The sequence below is a fragment of the Singulisphaera photorubra genome (assembly GCF_045290345.1).
Classification (GTDB): Bacteria; Planctomycetota; Planctomycetia; order Isosphaerales; family Isosphaeraceae; genus Singulisphaera.
The window spans coordinates 4,748,584-4,768,411 of the sequence record NZ_CP155447.1; the positions used below are offsets into that span (position 1 = coordinate 4,748,584).

The 19,828-nt window shown below is 61.2% G+C and carries 15 protein-coding genes and 1 pseudogene; 8 read left to right on the forward strand and 8 right to left on the reverse strand.

Features of this window, described 5'->3' with window-relative positions:
• Positions 1–264: 264 nt before the first annotated feature.
• The 7 genes from V5E97_RS17915 to V5E97_RS17945 form a co-directional block, all read right to left on the reverse strand.
• Positions 265–1,524 (reverse strand): SGNH/GDSL hydrolase family protein, encoded by a 1,260-nt coding sequence (locus V5E97_RS17915; RefSeq protein WP_406700655.1) that lies wholly within the window; start codon positions 1,522–1,524, stop codon positions 265–267.
• A gap of 94 nt (positions 1,525–1,618) precedes the next feature.
• Positions 1,619–3,034, reverse strand: coding sequence for a DUF1501 domain-containing protein (locus tag V5E97_RS17920; RefSeq protein ID WP_406700656.1), 1,416 nt, complete (start codon positions 3,032–3,034; stop codon positions 1,619–1,621).
• Between the two features lie 30 nt (positions 3,035–3,064).
• Positions 3,065–6,382: a PSD1 and planctomycete cytochrome C domain-containing protein gene (locus V5E97_RS17925; protein ID WP_406700657.1), complete on the reverse strand. Its 3,318-nt coding sequence runs from the start codon at positions 6,380–6,382 to the stop codon at positions 3,065–3,067.
• 330 nt (positions 6,383–6,712) lie between these two features.
• Positions 6,713–7,207: a tetratricopeptide repeat protein gene (locus V5E97_RS17930; protein WP_406700658.1), complete on the reverse strand. Its 495-nt coding sequence runs from the start codon at positions 7,205–7,207 to the stop codon at positions 6,713–6,715.
• Positions 7,204–7,473, reverse strand: a complete 270-nt coding sequence (locus V5E97_RS17935; RefSeq protein ID WP_406700659.1) for a hypothetical protein — start codon at positions 7,471–7,473, stop codon at positions 7,204–7,206. Before V5E97_RS17935 ends, V5E97_RS17930 begins: the two co-directional genes overlap by 4 nt.
• A 187-nt stretch (positions 7,474–7,660) precedes the next feature.
• A complete protein-coding gene (locus V5E97_RS17940; RefSeq protein WP_406700660.1) occupies positions 7,661–8,314 on the reverse strand; it encodes a hypothetical protein in 654 nt (217 codons plus the stop codon).
• A gap of 266 nt (positions 8,315–8,580) precedes the next feature.
• The gene (locus V5E97_RS17945; RefSeq protein WP_406700661.1) at positions 8,581–10,707 is read right to left on the reverse strand and encodes a type II and III secretion system protein family protein; all 2,127 of its coding nucleotides are present in this window, start codon (positions 10,705–10,707) and stop codon (positions 8,581–8,583) included.
• A 251-nt stretch (positions 10,708–10,958) separates the two neighbouring features.
• On the opposite strand from V5E97_RS17945, the gene V5E97_RS17950 reads away from it, so the two are divergent.
• From V5E97_RS17950 to V5E97_RS17965, 4 genes are all read left to right on the forward strand, one after another.
• Positions 10,959–11,840, forward strand: a complete 882-nt coding sequence (locus V5E97_RS17950; protein ID WP_406700662.1) for an RAD55 family ATPase — start codon at positions 10,959–10,961, stop codon at positions 11,838–11,840.
• A gap of 69 nt (positions 11,841–11,909) precedes the next feature.
• Positions 11,910–12,677 carry a 3-oxoacyl-ACP reductase FabG gene (gene fabG, locus V5E97_RS17955; RefSeq protein WP_406700663.1) on the forward strand — a complete coding sequence of 256 codons (768 nt, stop codon included), beginning with the start codon at positions 11,910–11,912 and terminating at the stop codon, positions 12,675–12,677.
• Between the two features lie 175 nt (positions 12,678–12,852).
• Positions 12,853–14,973, forward strand: coding sequence for a hypothetical protein (locus V5E97_RS17960; RefSeq protein ID WP_406700664.1), 2,121 nt, complete (start codon positions 12,853–12,855; stop codon positions 14,971–14,973).
• 71 nt (positions 14,974–15,044) lie between these two features.
• The gene (locus V5E97_RS17965; protein WP_406700665.1) at positions 15,045–15,917 is read left to right on the forward strand and encodes a hypothetical protein; all 873 of its coding nucleotides are present in this window, start codon (positions 15,045–15,047) and stop codon (positions 15,915–15,917) included.
• Between the two features lie 547 nt (positions 15,918–16,464).
• Here V5E97_RS17965 and V5E97_RS17970 read toward each other — a convergent pair.
• A complete protein-coding gene (locus V5E97_RS17970; protein ID WP_406700666.1) occupies positions 16,465–16,788 on the reverse strand; it encodes a hypothetical protein in 324 nt (107 codons plus the stop codon).
• A gap of 404 nt (positions 16,789–17,192) precedes the next feature.
• Here V5E97_RS17970 and V5E97_RS17975 point away from each other — a divergent pair.
• From V5E97_RS17975 to V5E97_RS17990, 4 genes and pseudogenes are all read left to right on the forward strand, one after another.
• Positions 17,193–17,282: pseudogene (locus tag V5E97_RS17975) on the forward strand (helix-turn-helix domain-containing protein); the annotation flags it as partial.
• 578 nt (positions 17,283–17,860) lie between these two features.
• Positions 17,861–19,351 (forward strand): IS21 family transposase, encoded by a 1,491-nt coding sequence (istA, locus tag V5E97_RS17980; RefSeq protein ID WP_406697947.1) that lies wholly within the window; start codon positions 17,861–17,863, stop codon positions 19,349–19,351.
• Complete coding sequence (locus tag V5E97_RS17985) at positions 19,348–19,515, forward strand: hypothetical protein (RefSeq protein ID WP_406700667.1); 168 nt, start codon at positions 19,348–19,350, stop codon at positions 19,513–19,515. Before istA ends, V5E97_RS17985 begins: the two co-directional genes overlap by 4 nt.
• A 208-nt stretch (positions 19,516–19,723) precedes the next feature.
• Positions 19,724–19,825 (forward strand): hypothetical protein, encoded by a 102-nt coding sequence (locus V5E97_RS17990; protein ID WP_406700668.1) that lies wholly within the window; start codon positions 19,724–19,726, stop codon positions 19,823–19,825.
• The last annotated feature ends 3 nt before the right edge of the window (positions 19,826–19,828 follow it).

Sequence of the window (19,828 nt, forward strand, 5' to 3'; positions counted from 1 at the left end):
GGATTCTTGCGGTCTCCGCAACGGGTTGGTTTGCGGTAGCACGGCCGGCCCGGCCGTAAGTCCCTCGGGTCGGCGTAAGTCTGAGGAATGGCCCTGGGCCGAGGGATACGGCCGGGCCGGCCGTGCTACTGGTTCGAGCTGGCCCGGAAATCCCGCGATTCTCGCCCAACCGCGGATCGTTGTGAGTAAAGCCCCTTTTCCGCTCCCGCTAGAAGGGGACGGAAAAGAGGCGAATCTCAAGACGAAACCTGGGGCCAAGCCGCGTCAAACTTTGGGCTTCAACTCATAGCGTCGTGGTTTCGGCTGGGCAGCGGCACGCTGCTGGTCAATAACCTCAGCCTCAACGCGATCGAGATCGGCGATCGCCTCATCCAGATGCGCGGACTTGATGCCGCTCAGCGGAACCTGAACTGACCGCCAGCGCGTGAAGTGAATGTTGTTGTGCTTGAGCGTCAGGTTGTGAACTTCGCTCGCTTGCTTGGTCATCGGCGTGGTGAGCAGGGCCAGGTTGATGCCTTCGGCAAGCTGGTCCTTCGAGAATGATCCCACCTCTTCGCCATCAATGCTCAAGACATAGTCGGAACCCTCGAGTCCCGAGACCTTGAGCGGCTGCTGGTCGAGATCTTTCACGAAGTCGGACGAGTTAACCGCCAGCTTGATGACGTCGTCTTTGAGGTCGGCCGGAAACGGAAGTGACTCGTCGAGCTGGGTCCACTTCAAAATGCCGTCGTTCCACTGGACGTCCGAGACCTTGGTCTTCTCCGCCTGGGTCTTGGGCTCGCTCTTGGATTCGAGCTTGATCTGCACGTCGGAAACGAGGGCAGGCGCATCCCAGGCGTCGAGCAGCGCGGCGGCCATCAAGAGCTGACCACCCGGAGCGGGATGCACCCGATCGGGATTCAGCTTCTTGGCTTTTTCCGGGTCGGCTTCAAACGCTTTTTTGGTCGCGTCAACGACCGACGTGTTCAAATCCGCAAGCTTGGCGTGTTCCTTTTCCGCCAGTTCCTTGAGGAAGTCGCCGTAGCGGACCAGGACGGCGTTATACCCTTTCTCAAAGACAGGGGGACGGGTGACGTCGTCAAAAGGAGAGGGGCGGATCAACGTGATCTTGACCTCGGGAAGTTCTGCCTTGACCTTTTCGACGATCCGTTCCATCCCATTCGCATAGGTCTGGAAGATTTTCTCGTCGAAGGGGCGATAACTTCCGTCGTTCATGCCGAGCATGATCGTCAAGACCGTGGGCCGGTAGGCGAGGACGTCCCGCTTGAGCCGGAGATCAATCGGACCTCCACCACCACCTGTCACACGGTCGCCACCCCATCCCGAATGAACGAACGAGACGTTCATCGCAGGGAATCGAGTCACGACATACGTTTCGACAAAAGTTGTATAGAGACGCTGATCGGTGATGCTATCGCCGTAGAAAACGACTCGATCGCCATCCTTGAGGTAAAATGGCTCATCCGCGAGCGCCGGGGGCGCCAGGGCGAGGGCAAGATAGGCGACAATACGAGCGGCTCTCATGCAAAGGTTCCTTTTGCTGAAGCACGAACAGGTGGTGAATTCGTTGCCAGTCTGAGGTGGGATGCCAGTCGAGCGGACGACTGAGGAACAAGTCTCAGGCAAGAATCGGCTTGACCACGTTACCGAAGACGTCGGTCAGACGATAGTCTCGGCCGCTGTAACGGTAGGTGAGCTTGGTGTGGTCGATCCCCATCAGGTGGAGGATCGTGGCATGGAGGTCGTGGACATGGACCTTGTTTTCGACGGCGTGCCAGCCGTATTCATCCGTCGCGCCATAGGTCATACCGCCTTTGATGCCTCCGCCCGCCAGCCACATCGTGAAGCCAAACGGATGGTGCTCGCGGCCGTCGGTCCCTTCGGCCGTGGGGGTCCGGCCGAACTCGCCGCCCCAGATCACCAGGGTGTCCTCAAGGAGTCCCCTTCCCTTCAGATCCTTCAGTAGAGCGGCGATCGGTTGATCCGTCGCCGCGCAGTTGTTCGGGAGTTCCTTCTTGAGTCCACCGTGCTGATCCCAGAGTTGGCAACTCGATCGTTTCGCGGTCTGGGTGTGATAGACCTGGACGAACCGGACGCCGCGTTCCGAGAGGCGACGGGCCATCAGGCATTGGGTGGCGAAAATGCCGGTCGTTGGGTCGTCGAGGCCGTAGAGCGCCCGGGTGGCTGGTGACTCCCGGCTGACGTCGAACGTCTCGGGAGCCTGGCGTTGCATTCGATAGGCCAACTCGAAGGATGAGATCCGGGCGCTGAGCTGGCTGTCTTCTTGACGGCTCCGCAGGTGCCGTTCGTTGAGTAGCCGCAACGTGTCGAGCTGCTCGCGTTGACGATCGAGTGGAATGCGCGAGTTCGCGAGGTTGGCGATCGGGTTCTTCAGATCGGCAACCAGCGTCCCTTGATAGGCGGCGGGTAAAAAGCTCGACGTCCAGAGCGGAGCCCCTTGGGCCGGTTGCGCCGGGCTGATGACCAGATATCCGGGTAGGTCCTGGTTCTCGCTCCCGAGTCCGTAGAGTAGCCACGAACCCAGGCTCGGTCTCGAGAAGGCTTGCTCCCCTGTATTCATCTGGAGACACGCGCCGTTGTGGTTGATGTTATCGGCGACCATCGAGCGAATCACGCAGATGTCATCAATACACGAGGCCACATTCGGAAAGAGTTCGCTGACTTCGGTGCCCGACTGACCATGTTTGCGAAACTTGAACGGCGACTGAAGCAGGTTGCCCGTCTTGGTCCGCACGAGGTGCGGCATGGCGAATGGCAAGGGCTTGCCATTGTCGCGTTCGAGCCTGGGCTTGGGGTCAAACGTGTCGACGTGCGATGGCCCCCCGGACATGAACAGAAAGATCACGCGCTTCGCACGCGCGGCATGCATTGGCAACTTCACCGCCAGTGGGTTGGCTTTCGCTCCGTCAGCACGTGCTTCGGCGTCAAGCAGACCGGCCAGTCCGAGCACTCCGAATCCATTGGCGAACGTCGAGATCGCCTGGCGGCGGCTCATGCGTGATGACATAGGCATGGCATTCCCTTCAATCGAGGGCGGATCGCCTCAGTCGATGTAGATAAATTCGTTGGTGCAGAGCAAGAGCTGGCAGTAGGCGTCCCAGGCCGATTCCCGCGGTCGACTGGACTTGAGGTAGGCGAGCCCGATCTCTTTCTCCGTGTCATCAACGGGACGTCCGAAGAGAATCGAAAACGCCCGATCGATCTTGGCCGCGTCGTCCCGGTTCCCCGCTTCCAGGCGGGTGGCAAGAGCCTGGGCTTGCTCCATGACGAAAGCGTTATTGAGCAAGAACAAGGCCTGCGGAGCCACGGTCGACACGGTCCGCACGTCGACCATCGCGGTCGAGTCGGCTGCGTCAAAGAGCGGGCCGAACGATGATCGGTCGGAGCGGATCGTCATAAAATAGAGAGTGCGCCGCTTATTGGCAAAGTCGCGAATTGCCGGCCCCTTCATGGATCGATCGAGCTGTCCGGAAACGGCCAGAAGACTGTCCCTGATCGCTTCCGACTCGAGCCGGCGACGGTTCATCCGTCCGTACCATTGATTTCCGGGATCGGCCGCCCCGGTTTCGGGCAGTGGATTACTCGCTTGCTGATAGACGGAAGTACGCATCATTTCACGATGCATCTGCTTGATCGACCACCCCGAATCAACGAATCGTTTGGCCAGGTGGTCGAGGAGTTCGGGGTGAGTCGGACGCTCGCCGAGCTTTCCGAAGTTGCTCGGAGTTCGCACGATTCCGACGCCAAAGTGTTGCTGCCAGATCCGGTTGACCATCACTCGCGCGGTGAGGGGATGCTCGGGGCTGGCCAGCCAGCGGGCCAGTTCAAGCCGGCCGCTTCCCGAAGTGATGGGAGGTTGGGAGCCACCCCCCACAACCAAGGGAAAATGGCGAGGGACCACATCTCCGAGTCGCGAATAACTGCCCCGAAGGTGAATGCGAACGTCGTGGACGCCAGCGTGCGGGCTTTCGGGGACTCCCCCTTCTTGCGCTCCATTGGCGTAAAGCGTCGGAGCCGTCGCGACCGCTCTGAGGGCGTTCAGATCCTTGCGAATTTGCTCGATTTTCCGGTACGTAGGCTCGGGCAAGGAATTCTCATCGGCGTCCATCCTGACCCAGAACGGGCTGTCCTGGTCGACCCGGTTGTAACTCGCCTGGAACTTGTTTGCAGCCCGTTCGAGCGCTTCGCGATCCGCGGGAGTGTCCCTGAGAACACGCTCCCAAGGTTCCAGCGCCTTTCTTGAGTCGGCCGAAAAGGCAGCGGACCTGACGTCCCCCTCTATGTCCTCAAACCGCCAGACAGCCTCATGGCCGAGCCGATCGGGATGCGGGTTCGATGGGAGCGGTTGTTCCATGAGGTCACGCGCGAGATGCCAGTCCCCCTGCCCCCCTTCGGCTCTGATCGCCAACTCCACGGTTGTGGTATCGCACGTATGACCATTTTTGGGGAGAACCTGAAGTTCGATGCGATCCCCCTTCTCGACCAGGATGGAGGCCAAGGAACTCGCAACGAGTCGATGGCTTCCCCCGTTGGCGATTTCTCCCCGGGCGAGCTCGTGCCTCGAAACGCGAGCGCGATGAACGACGGCCCATGCCACACCATCACCGCCCGCGGCATCGGCATCAGCCAGGAGACCGGAAACCGCCACCCGGCCCGACACCGGGCTGGTCCAGGAAACCGCGACTCCACCGTTTGGTCCGGGGTGGACGGAAACCGAACGAGCCGGGAGTTTGAACGTCAGGAGGGCAATCTCTGCGTCGGTCGAGTTGACGGTCAGAGAAGGGCAATCCGCCTTGCCCTTCCAGGCTTGCAGACCGGCCCGGCCCGAGACGCCGCGGACGAACGTGGTCATCAATGGATAGTCGCCGCCCAGGCCCAGGTCCTCGATCCACTGGCGGAGCGCATACGCGTGGAGTTTTCTCGCCCTGGCAAAGTCTCGCAGGGACTGCGACGAAGGTCCATTCGGCTGAGATCGATAATCCCAGGCGGCGACCATGTAACGTGCCGTCTGAGAGATCAGGTCGCGAGCAAGCCGGGTCTTTTCTTCATTGAGCAAGTTTTGAAGTGATTTCTCGAGAGTTACAGCCTCCTGCTTCGCGCGCTCGCGTCGGGCCATCTCCGCGCGGGACACGAGGGGGATTTGAAGCATCGGCGGACCGCCCGTCTTGGGTCCGACGTTGGGAAGGATGTGACTACTGAAGAAAATACCGGCGAGTCCGTAATAGTCGGAGGTCGGGATGGGGTCGAACTTGTGGTCGTGGCAGCGGGCACAGGCGACCGTGAGTCCCATGAATGACCGGCTCACAACATCGACCTGATCGTCGGCAATGTCGGTCAGGAGTTTCTCTTTGTCAGCGTCTCCCCCTCCCCAGTTTCCGATGGCGAGCATCCCGGTTGCGATCGTTCCCTCAACGTTGAGACCGCCGGGCTCGGGAGGCGGGAGGAGGTCGCCGGCAATCTGATGGATCAGAAAGTCCTTGTAGGGAAGGTCGCGGTTGAAGGCATCAACGACCCAGTCTCGGTAGCGCCAGGCCTCGGCGATATCCCCAGCGCCTCCGACCCCGCGTGCATCAAACGAATCGGCATAGCGAACGACGTCGAGCCAGTGGCGTCCCCAGCGCTCGCCGTAGTGACTCGAGGCGAGCAAGCGATCGACCACGCGATTGAAGCTGTCCGGGGACTGATCGGCGAGGAAGGCTTCCACCTCTTCGGGGGTTGGTGGCAAGCCGGTCAGGTCGAAAGTGGCGCGTCGAAGGAGCGTCCGCTTATCGGCGGGAGGAGCAGGGCGAAGTCCTTTGGCCTCGAGCATCGCGAGGATAAACCGATCGATGTCGGATCGCGCCCAGGATTGATCCTGAACCTGTGGTACCCGGACTTCGCGAACCGGCTGGAACGACCAGAATCGGCGCTGTTCGTCGGTGATCCCCGATCCCGGTTTGCCGCTCTCCCCCGCAACAGGCGCAGAAGGTTTGGAGTTGGGCCAGGGCAGCCCCATGGCGACCCAGCGTGTGAGCGTTGCAATCTCACGGTCGGTGAGCTTCGCCTTGGGGGGCATCCGCGGCTCATCAATGTAGCGGATGACTTCAATGAGGAGACTCTCGTCGGGAGCCCCGATGACAGCCGCCGGTCCGCTCTCTCCCCCCTTCAGGATTGCTTCCCGACTGGTCAGCCTGAGCCCCGCTTTCGGTGTTTCACGATCGCCGTGGCACTCAATGCAGCGCTCGTGGAGTACGGGGCGAACCTCTTTCTCGAAGAAGTCGTTCCGGGCCGCCTCCGACTCCCCAGCGAAGACGGAGCGGGCGAGAAGGCCCAGCACAAGGAGGGTCAGACAAACAGGGCGAGCGAGTGTGCAATGGTGCATGGCGGGAAGTTCTCCCCGAATCCCTGACGGGACGGCGGGTGGGGCAGGAAGCTCAGGAGTATTTTCAGCTTCAATCTGGGCGGCCCGTCGATCGACCGCCTCGGTTGGACTCTTCGGGAGACTCGGCCCCTCGAAGGAAAGAAGACCGGAGCCACCGCAAACCAGCACTTCGGCAAGCCGGACCAGTGGATCTGGGAACCGGCTCCACCAAAGTGAACGATGATGGCAACGAGAGGAGTCGGGTAGGGCTTCGGTGCGTGGTTCGCGTCCTCTTTTGTTTCGAGTTTTGCGCGAAGCCACCCAAATTTCAAGTGCAGGGTCCTGAAGCGATCACTTCCGCTTGGGCAAGGTGCTCGGAAGTGGGGAGACCGAGACCGGCGTCACACTCGGGCCGGTCGTCCGCCGAATGCTGGCATCGGCGGTGCGAACAGGCTGCGGATTCGTCGTGGCGACTTGCTCTGTTTTCAGGTCTTTGGCGTCGAGATTGGCCAGGGCCTGGCGTGCGGGGGTCAGGTTGGGCTGCAACGCGATGGCCGTTTGGTAATGGGCCCGCGCCTGCTCGGTCTGTCCCATCGCCGCAAGCAGGTAGCCGAGGTTGGCGTGAGCGATTGCATTTCCGCCCGCTTTACTCAACGCGATCAGGGCCTCATCGGTCTTTCCCGCCGCGGCGAGGGTCAACCCAAGGTTCGTCTGGATCCTGACGTCGTCAGGGGCAAGTTTGGCGGCCGTCTTGAGGTTGCGCTCGGAATCGGCCCAACGGCTTTGCAGGTAGTAACTGTAACCGGAGTCGTTCCAAACCCTCGCGTCATCGGGGCTTGCCTTCAAGGCGAGGCGATAATGGTCCTCGGACTGGGCGAACCGGCCGAGCCGGTCGAGCGCCCGCCAATCCGTCGGTGGACGAGGGCCTGTTTCTCGCCACTTCCCTTGATACCCGCTCCGAAGCCACGGCGAGCGCAGACTTCAAGAGACTTCTGATACTCCGCCAAGGCCGCGGTATATTCCTTCTGCGACTCGAAGACCCGACCGAGTTCGAGGTGAACGTTGAACTCCTGATCCTGGGTCACATCGCGACGGAAGTCCGACTGCGCCACCGGCGAATCCTGCTTGGGGTCTCCCGTCGAGGAGACTTGTTGATTTTTGTCTTGACCACCACGTGGGACGGTTTGGCAGCCCACGACAGATGGAAGGACGCAAGCCAGCCCGAAAACCATCCCTGGCCGCATTATTGCGGCCAGGGTCCGGTTTCGCCATGATCGGCAATCACATGAAAGTTTCATGCTATTGGCTCCCTCCAGCGCCGCCAATGCTAAACCCGGACGTGCTGGTCGGGCTCACAGAATACGAGGCCGGGGCCTGCTGATCACGAGTAATCATGACATTGTGATAGTTGACGGCGTCCTCACCCATTCCTCCTGGGTAAACGGAAGGGCCGATCACGACGCGTTCGGGAATCACGGGCAGGCCCGCGCCTTGAAGGGCCGCCACGACGGCCACGCGGCGTGACTCCGCCAGTCCCGGTTGATCCGGACTCCACTCGATTACAACGGGGCCGAGCCAGCCTGAAAGCCGGCTAGCCATCAGGTTGAAACGGGTCGCACCGGTCGGAGAGAGTCGATCGGTGCCGTCGAGGAAGTCGCTGCGGTAGAGCGTGAATCGATGGGGGTCGGCCTTGCTCCGCATCATGGAAAAGTTACCACGGACATAAGTTCCGAACGGCGGCTCGATGAAGTCCGCGGGACGTCCGATGAATGTGTCGCGCCAGGCTTGATGGCGGATCTCCCGCTTTGTTCGCGGGGCAAATCCTCCCGGACCGACCGGACCGGGGCCCGTTGGAGGAATCGGGACGGGGGGCTGCGCCCACAACGTCGCCGTCAGCAGGCCCGTCGCCAGCGCGCCGACCCGCCAGTGGAACTTCCCTCGCACCCGCCACATATTGTTATCCCTCTCAAAAGGAATCGGTTTCGTGTTCAATCTCAGGGCAAGAGCCGCGGCTCAGGAACCAAGGCGATGAGTGGCTTCCCGACTCGATGGGGGATATCCGACAGTCGGATGGCCGGTCCCCTTCAACGGGGAGTGAAGTCCCCCTCTCCCCGTTAGCTCCCGGCTGGTTCCCTCTGTGAGAGCGATTGGGATTCGGGACGATCCCAAAGGCCGAGAGATCTGGGTGGCTGGGCATCGCCAGGGTAAACCGCTCTGGATCAGTCTGCGTGACCATGCGGCCCGATCACCCACTGGTTCTCGCACTGGAAGTGCTTCATCACATTGAGCGGGTCGAGTTCACGGACGGTTGCGCGGAAGTCTTTGCCCGACTTGCCTTCGATCCGCCCCAGGAAGTAGAACTCGAAGTCATTCGGCTGGATGATCCGGTCGCCAGGGGATTCAGGAACCTCCTGCTGCTCCATTGGGGCCACCAGCTCGGGAGTAACCAGCACGATCAATTCGGTTTCGATCGTCTCGATCTTGTTGCTACTGAAAAGGGGACCGACGACGGGCAGGTCGCCGAGGAGCGGAACACGGATCGTGGTGGCGTTGGTCGTCGACTGGAGTAATCCGGCAATCGCCAAGGTCTGCCCTTCGCGAAGCTCGACGACCGTGCGCGCACTTCTCTGATCGATCGCGGGCACTCGGCCGCCGTTGATGACGGTTCCCTGGCCAAAGTTGAGAGCGCTGAAGATCGGCTCGACGTCGAGGCGGATCACGTCATTGGCAAGGATCTGGGGCAGAAAAGTCAGAATCGCTCCGAACTTGGCGAACTGCACGGTCACGACGGCTGTTCCGCCGGGAATCGACGAACTCTGGGGGACCGGATACGGAAAGAGTCCCCCCGCAATGAACTGAGCGGGCTGGCCATCGAGCGTCATCAAGTTCGGTTCGGCGAGGAGTTTGGCCATCGAGTTCGATTTGAGCGCATCGATGAACATCGAAAAGCGGCCGGCATCGAAAACCCCGAACAGGGTGCCACCGCTATTGACCGCACTCCCCACGGGATTCAAGGTCGTCGCCGCCTCGCTCAAGATGCCGGCGAGGGCGGAAGTGGTGCCGCTGGTGGGCGCGAGGCCCGCTCCCCCGGAAAGGTTCGCGACGCCACCGATCGTCGATCCCATGATGCTCCGGTCCTTGATCCGGAACCAGCTCGCCCCAAGCTGGCGAATGGCATCGCGATTGAGCTCGGCAATCTTCACGCGGAGCAGGACCTGGCGAGGACCCGGGACGTGGATCCGATTGATGATGACCATGCCACCCATCATTCCACCACCACCGGCCATCCCCCCTCCAGCCATCCCGCCACCGGCCATCCCGCCACCACCCATCCCGCCGCCACCACCACCGCCAGCCATCTGCCCGCCACCGCCATTCCCGCCGCCGGCGCCGCCCCCCCCGGCTCCTCCGCCCATACCGGCACCACCGCCGCCGCCGGTCATTCTCAGGCCGCCACTATTGCGAAGTTCCGTCTGAACGAGCTGAAGGATGTCGCCCACCGATTTGTTATCAGCGACTTGACCCTCCAAAATGACCTGCGAGCCGATCTGACGAATGTGGACCACGGCGCCCGGATAGGCTTGCTTGATTCGCGACTCGAGGTCACGGGTGTCCAGAGAGACCCGGATCAAGAACGAGACCGGCTTGTCCTCGGTATCCCAGAGGGTCAAGTTCGTCTGGCCGAACGATCGACCATAGATGTTGAGCAATCGTGAGTTCGGTTGATCGCTCAGGAGTTCAACGTCGGCAACGGCGGTATTGGCGATCGCCACTCGAGTCAACAGACGCTTGGTTTCGATCAGCTTTGTCTGGCCGATCGCCACATTGATCTCGGCTTCGGGCTCCTTGATGTCGGAGATCATTTCCGTGACCCCCTGCGCCATTTCCTCCACCGGCCGGGGAATCGGAGGACCAGGCGGAAGGGTCGGAAGCAAACCGGTCGTGTCTCGAACCAGGTTGATGACTCGGGCCCCGCCAGGAGGGGTTCCCGGAGGCAGCGGCGCCGGATCCACATGGATGACCGTCGGAACAGCGGGCTGGACGATCGGCTTGACAGGAGGCAAAGTTTCGGACGGTGAGAGTTCAATCGTCCGCGGGTTTGAGACCGAGGGGACAGTGGTTGCCGTCGAGGTCTGCGACGGAATCGCAGTCGGTACGAAGGGAGGCAGGACGCGACCTTCCGACGTCGGTGGAAACGACGGCGGCGGCAGCGGCACGCTATCCGGAATCTGGGCTCTGACCGTGAGCGGACCGAGCAAGGCGGCCAGTGCTAGCCCTGCGCCAAACCGCACCTTCAAGCGTCCGGTGCATGCCCCGAGTCGGGAGATAGGCTGTTGGTCAAGCACTTGGACGGTTCCTTGCCGAGGCCGTAGGGTCGTCATACAAAACCAGGAGAATGAACCGGAGCTCCCGCCTCCTCGACCCGGTCGTACCGTTTGGAACGAACAGGCCGGTTATGCGGTTCTTAAGCTTAATTCGGACGCTGTCGCATGGGACTTGATTCAACCAACTCCCCTTGCCCCGTTTTCGCCCCTCATTCCACAATGTGTCCGGGCTGACTCCCGGATCTTCGAGAATCGTTCGAGGTGAATTTCCCATGTCCATACATCGTCAGTCGTTCGGGATCGAGGCCATCGATCAGCTCCTGGGTGGAGGGTTGCTGCCAGGAACCCTCACCGTCGTGGCCGGCGCCACCGGCGTGGGGAAGACCCAGCTCGGCGTCCGATGGGCCGACGCCGGCCTCGCGGCCGAGCAGCGCCGGGGAGTGATCTGCGACCTGACCAGCCGGGGCGATGCCCAGAACCATGCGGGCTACGCACTGTCCCAGTACGGCTGGGACCTCTCGGCCTATCCCGCGGACACGGTGCTTGATCTCGAGAATATCTGGGAATTCGACCGGCCGATCGGCGACTACTTCCACCCCTTCTCCCGGACCGGCCGGCGCGTCACCCGCCGCGACCTCGAACCCGACGATTGGCACGCCTGGAAGTCCGACCTCGCGCGGGTCTTACGCAAATCCGTTTCCTTCTTTTACGAGCACTTCGTCCGTGGTTCGCGACGCGTCGTGGTCGACGGCATCGAGCCGACCGAGCGGTTCGCCGACTCGATTCAATTTGAGTTCTTCGAGTACCTTTATCATCAGGTGCTCAGGAAAGAGGACGAGTGGGCAGCTCGCGAACTGTTCCGGGAACGGTTCCGCGAGAACTCCCCGCAGGTCCTGTCCCATCGCTACGATCACCGGGCGATTGGCTGCCTCTATCTCTACACCACCCCTCATATCCTGCTTGACGACTTGATGGCCGAACCCCTCGGCGATGGCGATATCTTTTCCAACGCCAACACCATCATTCTCATGGGACGCACCAAAGACGCCGGCCGACTTGGCCGCGCCCTCTACGTCGCCAAACACCGTGGCAGTGCCTGTGGTGACGAGATCCGGCCCTACCGTCTCACCGACAAAGGCCTGGAGTTCCATTGATCCGCAATCCTGACCTTAGAGGCGGATTCCCGGTCCTGAATTTCCCGTGAAACGAAAAGGGGATGACCATTGAGTATCGAGATTGACCTTTCCGGCAAAAAGGCCCTCGTCACGGGCGCCAGCCAAGGGATCGGTGCCCAGATTGCACGGACACTCCACCGGGCTGGCTGCCAGGTCATCCTCAATCACCCCGACCTCGCGGGTGGCCGGACGAAAGCCGACGCCGAATCCCTGGCCGACGAACTGTGTCAGCAACGGCCAGGGAGCGCCCACGTGTACCCGGCCGATGTCGCCGATCCTATGGCCGTTGAAGCGATGATGCGTTCCATTGATGCCGACCTGGGTGGGATCGATGCCTTGATCTGCAACGCCGGCATCCTTCGCGATCGCACCATTGCCAAAATGTCAATCGAAGATTGGCAAGCCGTGATCGACGTGAACCTCTCTGGCGTCTTTTACTGTTGCAAATTCGGCCTGGAAATCCTTCGCGATGGAGGATCGATCGTCAACATGGGAAGCCTCTCGGCCTCGGCCGGCCTCCACGGTCAATCCAACTACGCGGCCGCCAAGTCGGGGGTCCAGGCGCTCACAAGAGTGCTCAGCCGCGAGTGCGCCAAGCGTTCCATCCGCGTGAATGCCATCGCTCCCGGTCTGATCGAGACTTCCATGTCCGCCACGATCTCGGAGACCGTTCGAACTGAGATGCTTAAAGTCATACCATGGCGAAAGTTCGGCGAACCTCAAGATGTCGCCGATGCTGTCCTCTTTCTCTGCTCTCCCTTAGCTGGCTATATCACGGGCCACGTCCTGGAAGTCAACGGAGGCTGGAGAGGCTAAAGGGATCACACAATTCAGGCAATCGAGCTCTGGAGCTTTTTAAAGCAAAATCAAACGATTGCGAAACTCCTGAGAAACTCTCGGTCGGAACGCGCTTCCTCTGTACCGAGCCGCTACAATACGGATTCGCGATCCGTCGTGGGGTTGGTCATTCGAAACGCGGAGGGGGATGGTAATGGCATCGGCTGATCTCGACACGAGAACGGAGAACGACCCGACATCGAACGGGGAACGACGGACGCGAATCGCCTGGGACTCGTCGGTTCGGGCGACCCCGCTGGGGCACGGTTGGAACGCGGAACCCTTGGTGCTCGACTGGTTTGAGCCGGGTCAACCCGATCTACTCGTCACCGCCGGCGGGGGGACAAGCGAGCGCACCGCACGGATTTACCGCCGCCTGCCCGCGGAAGAGGGCCATGCTCCTCGATATGACTCGGGTGAGTTGGTCCCCGGGCTCGAGGGACTGCGCTCGATCTGTGCGATCCCGAATGGCTCATCGAGCCGATTTGATCTCGTGGGCCTGGCGCAAACTGGCCTCGTCTTGCTGACCAACAAGGGTCAGGGGGCTCGCCCTGAGTTCAATGAGCGGGTGGAGCTTGGCATTGCGGCCGACCTGGGAATTGGTCCCTGCCGCGTGGTGCAAATCGTTGGCCTGGACTGGGATGGCGATGGTCTGACCGACCTGGTGGTGGGCATCGACGATCTGACCGGTTACTGGCCCGATTCCGACCGGCTCCCTCAATCTCAGCAGGTGGGATTCAACCAAAAAGGGGGCCATCCGGGATATGACCGGAGTGGTCTCTGGCGTGGCCAAGCGCCCACGGGACGCCTTTTTTGGCTCCGCAACGTCGGTCAGCTAGGGGCTCCTGCTTTTGAACTCCAGCCGGAGATCGGATCTGACGCCGGTCCACTCGATCTCGGCTTGCACCCAGCGGCTCTGACCGTCGCCTGGGGAGGTGGAGGAAGCCTGGAGTTGCTGGTGACCGATCGCCGGGGGATCGTCCGGGTTTACCGCAACTTCGGTGGCCAGCGTCCTCCTGTCCTCATGGAGCCCAGGACACTGCAGTGCGGGCATGCTGCGCTCGCCCTGCCCGGCGATCGAACAGTGGTAGTCGCCGCCGATCTGGACGGCGATCATCGTGTCGAGCTCGTGTACGGAACCTCGGCGGGGCTGGTGTTCAGCGTCCATTCGGGACCGACCCGCAATGACGCGAAAACTCCGGTGGAACTCCTGAGCCAGAGCGCGGAGCTTTGGCTGGCCGGACATGCCGTCGTGACCGTGGGCGACCTGGACGCGGACGGCGACCTCGACCTGGTGTTCGGCGACGCAACCGGGCGGCTCCATTATGTGCAAGATATGGGAACGCGGGACGACCACCGCTACCTTGCGCCTGTCCCGATCGAAGGCGGCGGCGCGCCGTTCCAAGTCGATCCTGGTCCCGACGGCATGCTCGATGGTCCGGTCGCTCCTCGCCTCGGTTTCTCCTGCCCGACTCTTGCGGACTGGACCGGAAACGGGCGGCTCGATTTGCTGGTCAGCGGCGCGGGGGGAGAGATCCTGTTCCTGCGCAACGACGGTGCGGTCGATTCACCTCGGTTCGGCTCCCCGAGCCCGCTCCGCTGCGACGGGGGCCCGCTGATCATCCCGCCAAGGGTCCGCCCTGCCGTCGCCGACTGGAATGCGTCGGGGCAGGCCGACCTCATTGCGCTCGATTTGCAAGGGTTCCTGTGCGTCTACCCGCGGACCGGAACGCTTGAAGTCGGCCCCCCCGTTCCCCTGGTCGACCGACTGGGGCGATACCTCCGCCTCGACGGCGGATTCGGTCTGGCCGGACGCTGTAGCCTCTGGGCGGGTCCCTGGACCGGCTCGGGGCTGACAGACCTACTCGTCGGCCTTCCGCGAGGAAACCGCCACGTGGTCCCGGCATTGACTGGCCTCCCATTGGAGGCCCCGGACAACTTGTCGACGGTCATCCTCCTCGAGAACGTGGGGCATGGTCGAATGGTGCCCCGTCCGCTCCGGTATCGCGACGGACGCCCCGTCATCATCGGCGCTGAGGGCTGTAGCCCTCGGGGATCGACGGCACCGGTGAGGGATCACTCGACCTACTCGTCAGCAGTGATGATGGCCGCCTGCACCTGGTGCCCCGCGGCGAGCTCCAGTGGTGACCTGTGGCACCGGATCTGCGGTCATTTGCGCCTGGGGCTCATTCTGACAACGTTGAATGATCGGCGTTCGAGGAGGAGACGGGAGGACAAAGGTAAGCCCCCTTTTGCGCCTCCCGTCCGGCGCTGACAGGACCACCGCGGGTCGGTTAGCGTCGCAGCCTCCTTGAATCTTCCGCGATGACAACGAGGCTGCGACCGATGGTCGAGATCCCCTCTCCCGACGAAGAAAAAGACAAGGTCGACCTGGGATGGCTCATGTCGGACGGGCCGAAACCAAATCCCGGTAAGGCCGTTCCGCCGCCCCCGCCGGTCGCGTCGGAAGGCTCTTACGAAATCGAGGGTAGCGACCCCCTGGCGGAGCACGACGAGCCGGCTCCGATCGTCCCACCCATTCCCACGCCGGTTCCCAGACCACGCAAGGCTCAAGCTTCGGACCGATCGGAAGCGCGCTCGACCGCGAAACCGGGAACGGTTGATGAGGTCTGGAGTCGTTGGGCCGAATGGGGACCGGACATCATTCGATTGGTCGCGACCTCCTGCGTGCTTCTGGTCCTCCTCTACCTTGCACTCACCTCATTCTGGTTCACGACGGCATTCTTGATTCTGGTTGGGGGTGGGGGCATTCTCCTCCTCTTGAGCTACCCTCTCTTCATCACCATGGAGCGCCCGATTCGGATCACCCCCGAGCAGGCGCTCAACGACTACTACGCCGCCCTTTCGCACAGTGTCCCTCACATCCGGCGGATGTGGTTGCTCCTCAGTTCGGAAGGTCGCTCGTCTCGATTTTTTCACAATTTCAATGAGTTCAATACGTACTGGAACGAAAAACTCAAGTCCCTGAAACCGGCGAAAGCAGGTCGATTCAACCCTCTCGTTTTCTCGGTCCTGGACTTCAAGTCCGAGAAAAGTGCGGGGCTGACGCACCTGGAAGCGAAGTTCATTCTGCAAGTCAAGGAGCGAGATCCATCGACTTCGCCGGCCCAAACCTTTCCGGTCACAACACGCCTGGTGAAGGGGCCGGACAAGATGTGGTATCTCGAAGAGGGAACCATGCCCGAGGCCCGCGTCTGATTGCGAAGGGGTCGGTGTGAGACCCACCGATCCCATGGCCATTCGTTGATCACGCCACGACCTGCGTAAAATTGGATGTTCCGAAGAGTCAGGCGACAATTTCACCCAGCTTACGCAGACCACTTCATGATTTAGGAATATCCCCTAGAGTCCTCAGATGATGGGTCGGTCCCGGCGTAAGAGGGGACGGTCGCGGCCGTGGTCCGCGTACCTTTCCTACGAATCGGCGGATTCGTCAAGACACGATGGGGGCGATTCCGACTGCAACGACACTTCCACCGACCTCCGTCGTCGGTCATCTCTGTGTCGGCCGCTACGTTTCCCTACGGATCGCCGGTGGCGTCCTGCGGTTGCTGAACATGGCACCAAACGACTCGATGGCCATGCCCCTAAACTGGGCATACCAGGAGTCTAGAGTAAGCTGTCAAGACTCGTAGGCAGGCTTGCCGTTTTCCTAAATCCCCCAGCCCCCCAAAAAAAGGGCGTGGCCACTGATGGTTTTTCGGCCGCGTATGCAACGTAAACGCGAATTCCGATAATCACTGCATCAGACAAACAAAAGTTTAGAATTATGTCCCTCGTTTTCAAGGATTCTGTCGAGATCTCTCCAATAACCAACATAGGCTGACTCGATATGATTGCGTGTGAATTCGCTGCTAATTACGCCCAGACACCTTTTGTATAGTTCTCTCGTTCCAGTGGCATAGTATTTATGCCTGCGGATATTCTCTTCTCCGATCAGCGTCGGCAGTTCGTGAAGATGCTCAATTTCGCATTTGCAGTATTCATACTCGCCGAGGCGCAACGCCTTGCGAACCGATACCAGCCCGCACATCAAGATTCTCTGGTAAATCCAGTCCAGCTCACTCATGGTCCGAAGCCTCCCAAAGCCGCCACACTAGCAGAATTGTCCCCGCGTACCAGCAGCATTAGTCACCTGGGTGGTCACTCAGGCGTGATCTCGACAGGCAAGTGTGTAACTTTGTGCCGAAGAGCGTTCTCATATCGCGTCAAACCATTCGTCAGACAAAACGCCCCACGCCTCAAAACCCAACAAATGCCCTAATATCAATATTCGCCAAAGAACCCATAACCTAAGAGCCTGCTAGGCCCGGCACCATCACGCTGTACCTTTGAAAGATTGATACTAAGCGGGTGGACTTGGTCTTCCTATAATTCTGTATGATTCACACACCAATTGACGACGCAACCCGTGATGAAATCCAAACCTTGCGGCGGAACCCGATCCCGCCGCGGGTCCGTGACCGTGTCGAGATGATCCTCCTCTCCGACGCGGGCTGGTCGCCCCCTCGGATCGCCATCCACCTGGGGGTGTGCGGCCAGACTGTTCGCGACCTGCTCCGGGCGTTTCTGGCCCGCGGCCTCGACGCGTTGTACCCGTTTCGCTCGGGACCCGACCCGAACACCGCCCACCTCGACCGGGTGGCCGAGGAGTTGAGACGCTTGCTCGCCGAGGAGCGAACCTGGACCAGTCGGCAACTCGGCCAAGCCCTCGCCGAGCAGGGGATAGTCCTCGGTTCCAGGCAGATCCGCCGCCACCTCAAGCGAATCCAGGCCAGCTACCATCGCACGGTCTGGAGCCTGAAGCATAAGCAGGATCCGGTCAAAGTGGAGCGAGCCGGTCGCATCCTGGACAACCTCAAAGCCAAGGCGGCCGCCGGGGATTTGACGCTGTACTACCTCGACGAGTGCGGCTTCTCTCCCACCCTGCCGGTCGGATATAGCTGGTCGTTGCCGAAGCAACGCAAGCTGATTCGCTACGAGTGTGAACGTCGGTCGAAAAACGTAGCGCTCGCCGGTCTCCGATGTTCGGTCGAAAAACGTAGCGCTCATAGATCCACTCGTGGCGTCTGGTACACCAAGGTGAACACTGTTTCGCCTCGATACCCCACGCGTCGCGAGGTCTATGGGTGTTCACACACATGCAAAACTGGGCCGAGATCCGCCGTCGCGTCCTCGTGGACGGGCAGAGCAAACGTTCCATCTGCCGCGAGTTCGACATCCACTGGGACACCCTCCAAAAGATCCTCCTCCATAATGAGCCTCCAGGCTATCGCCAGAACCTGCCGCGTTCACGCCCCAAACTTGAGCCGTTCTTACCGATCATCCATCAAATCCTCCAGGATGACCGCAAGGCGCCGAGGAAGCAGCGGCATACCGTTCGTCGCATCTTTCAACGCCTTAGAAATGAACATGGCTATCTTGGTGGATTGACAATGGTTCAAGGCGTCGTCCAAGCCTGGCGGGAGGGGCAAGCCGAAGCGTTCCTCCCCCTGGTCCACCGGCCCGGCGACGCTCAAGCGGACTTCGGACGCGCCGTCATCAACATCGCTGGACAATCCTCCACGGCCGCGATGTTCGTCATGACGCTCACCCATTCCGATGCGATCTTCTGCGCCGTCTTCCCGCGGGAATGCACGCTCACCTTTCAGGAGGGACATCGCCTCGCCTTCGAGTGCTTCGGCGGCATACCCCGTCGGATCACCTACGACAATACCCGGATCGCCGTGGCTCGGATTCTCGGCCACCGGGGGGAGGGCGTGACCACCGAGTTCCTCAAAATGAAAAGTCACTACTTGTTTGAATCTCATTTCTGTCGTGTTCGTTCCCCCAACGAAAAAGGACATGTTGAGTCGCTTTTAGGCTACGCGCGGCGTAACTTCCTCGTGCCGGTCCCCGAGGCCGATTCCTTCGCCGCGCTCAATGCACGCTTGGAAGAGAGCTGCCGGAGTGACCTGGAACGCACGACGCGAGGCCAGACGCTGACCAATGCCCAACTCCTGGAGCGGGAGCGAGCCGAACTGTTGGCCATTCCCAAGGAGCCGTTGAGCATCCGCCAGGTGGAGTCAGTCCGGGCCAATTCGTTGTCGCTGGTACGATTCGATCGCAACGATTACTCGGTCCCGACTCGATACGCGCATCGGCGTCTGACCGTCGTGGCGGATGTAGAGCGGGTGCGGGTGGAGACGACCGGAACAATCGTTGCCAACCATCCTCGATCCTGGGATCGCTGTCGGACAATCTTCGATCCAATCCATTATCTGGGCTTGCTGGAGCGAAAGCCCGGGGCACTGGACTTCGCCCTGCCCCTGGAGGGCTGGGAGTTGCCGGAGTGCTTTGCGGCACTCCGGCTCCGCCTGGCCGAGGACGAGGGGCCGCGTGGCCAGGTCGAGTACATCCGAGTCCTGCGACTCCTGGAACAAGCCACGCTTGGGGAGTTGACCGCGGCGGTCGAGCAGGCCTTGAGTCTGGAGGTGTCGGCAGCCGACGGAGTGCGGTTAATCTTGGAGCACCGCCGGGATCGGCCGACGGCGACATTGGATCTGGAAGGCCTTCCCCACTTGCCACGCGTGAGCGTCCCGGAGCCAGACCTGAGCGGCTACCGCTCGTTGTGCGGGGAGGTGCCGCGATGAGCAAGTCAAGTTCGACGCCAGGAGACTTGGTCCGTTTGAAGCCGATGCTGAGGTCTTTGAAGCTACCGACGATCTGGGCGGAGTGCGAGAAGGTCGCCCGGCAGTGCGCGAGTGAACGGGTGGACCATCTGGGTTATCTGTCGCGGTGTGCGAACTGGAACTGATCGAGCGGGAGCGAAGGCGGCGGCGCCGACTGAAGGGCGCGGTTTCCCGCGGTAAAGACTCTGGGAGAATTCGAGTTCGCGGCCCAGTCGGTGATCCCGAGATTTTGTTGCACGATCTTTCAAGATGCGAATACATTGACAAGCGTGAGAATGTGCTGTTGGTCGGCGCATCGGGTACGGGAAGACGCACCTGGCGACATCGCTGGCCGTGGAGGCATGCCAGCGAGGCAAGCGTGTGCGATTCGTGAGGGTGACCGAACTGATCACGAGCCTGCTGGAGGCACGGATCAACACCAACTGGCGAGGCTGAAGG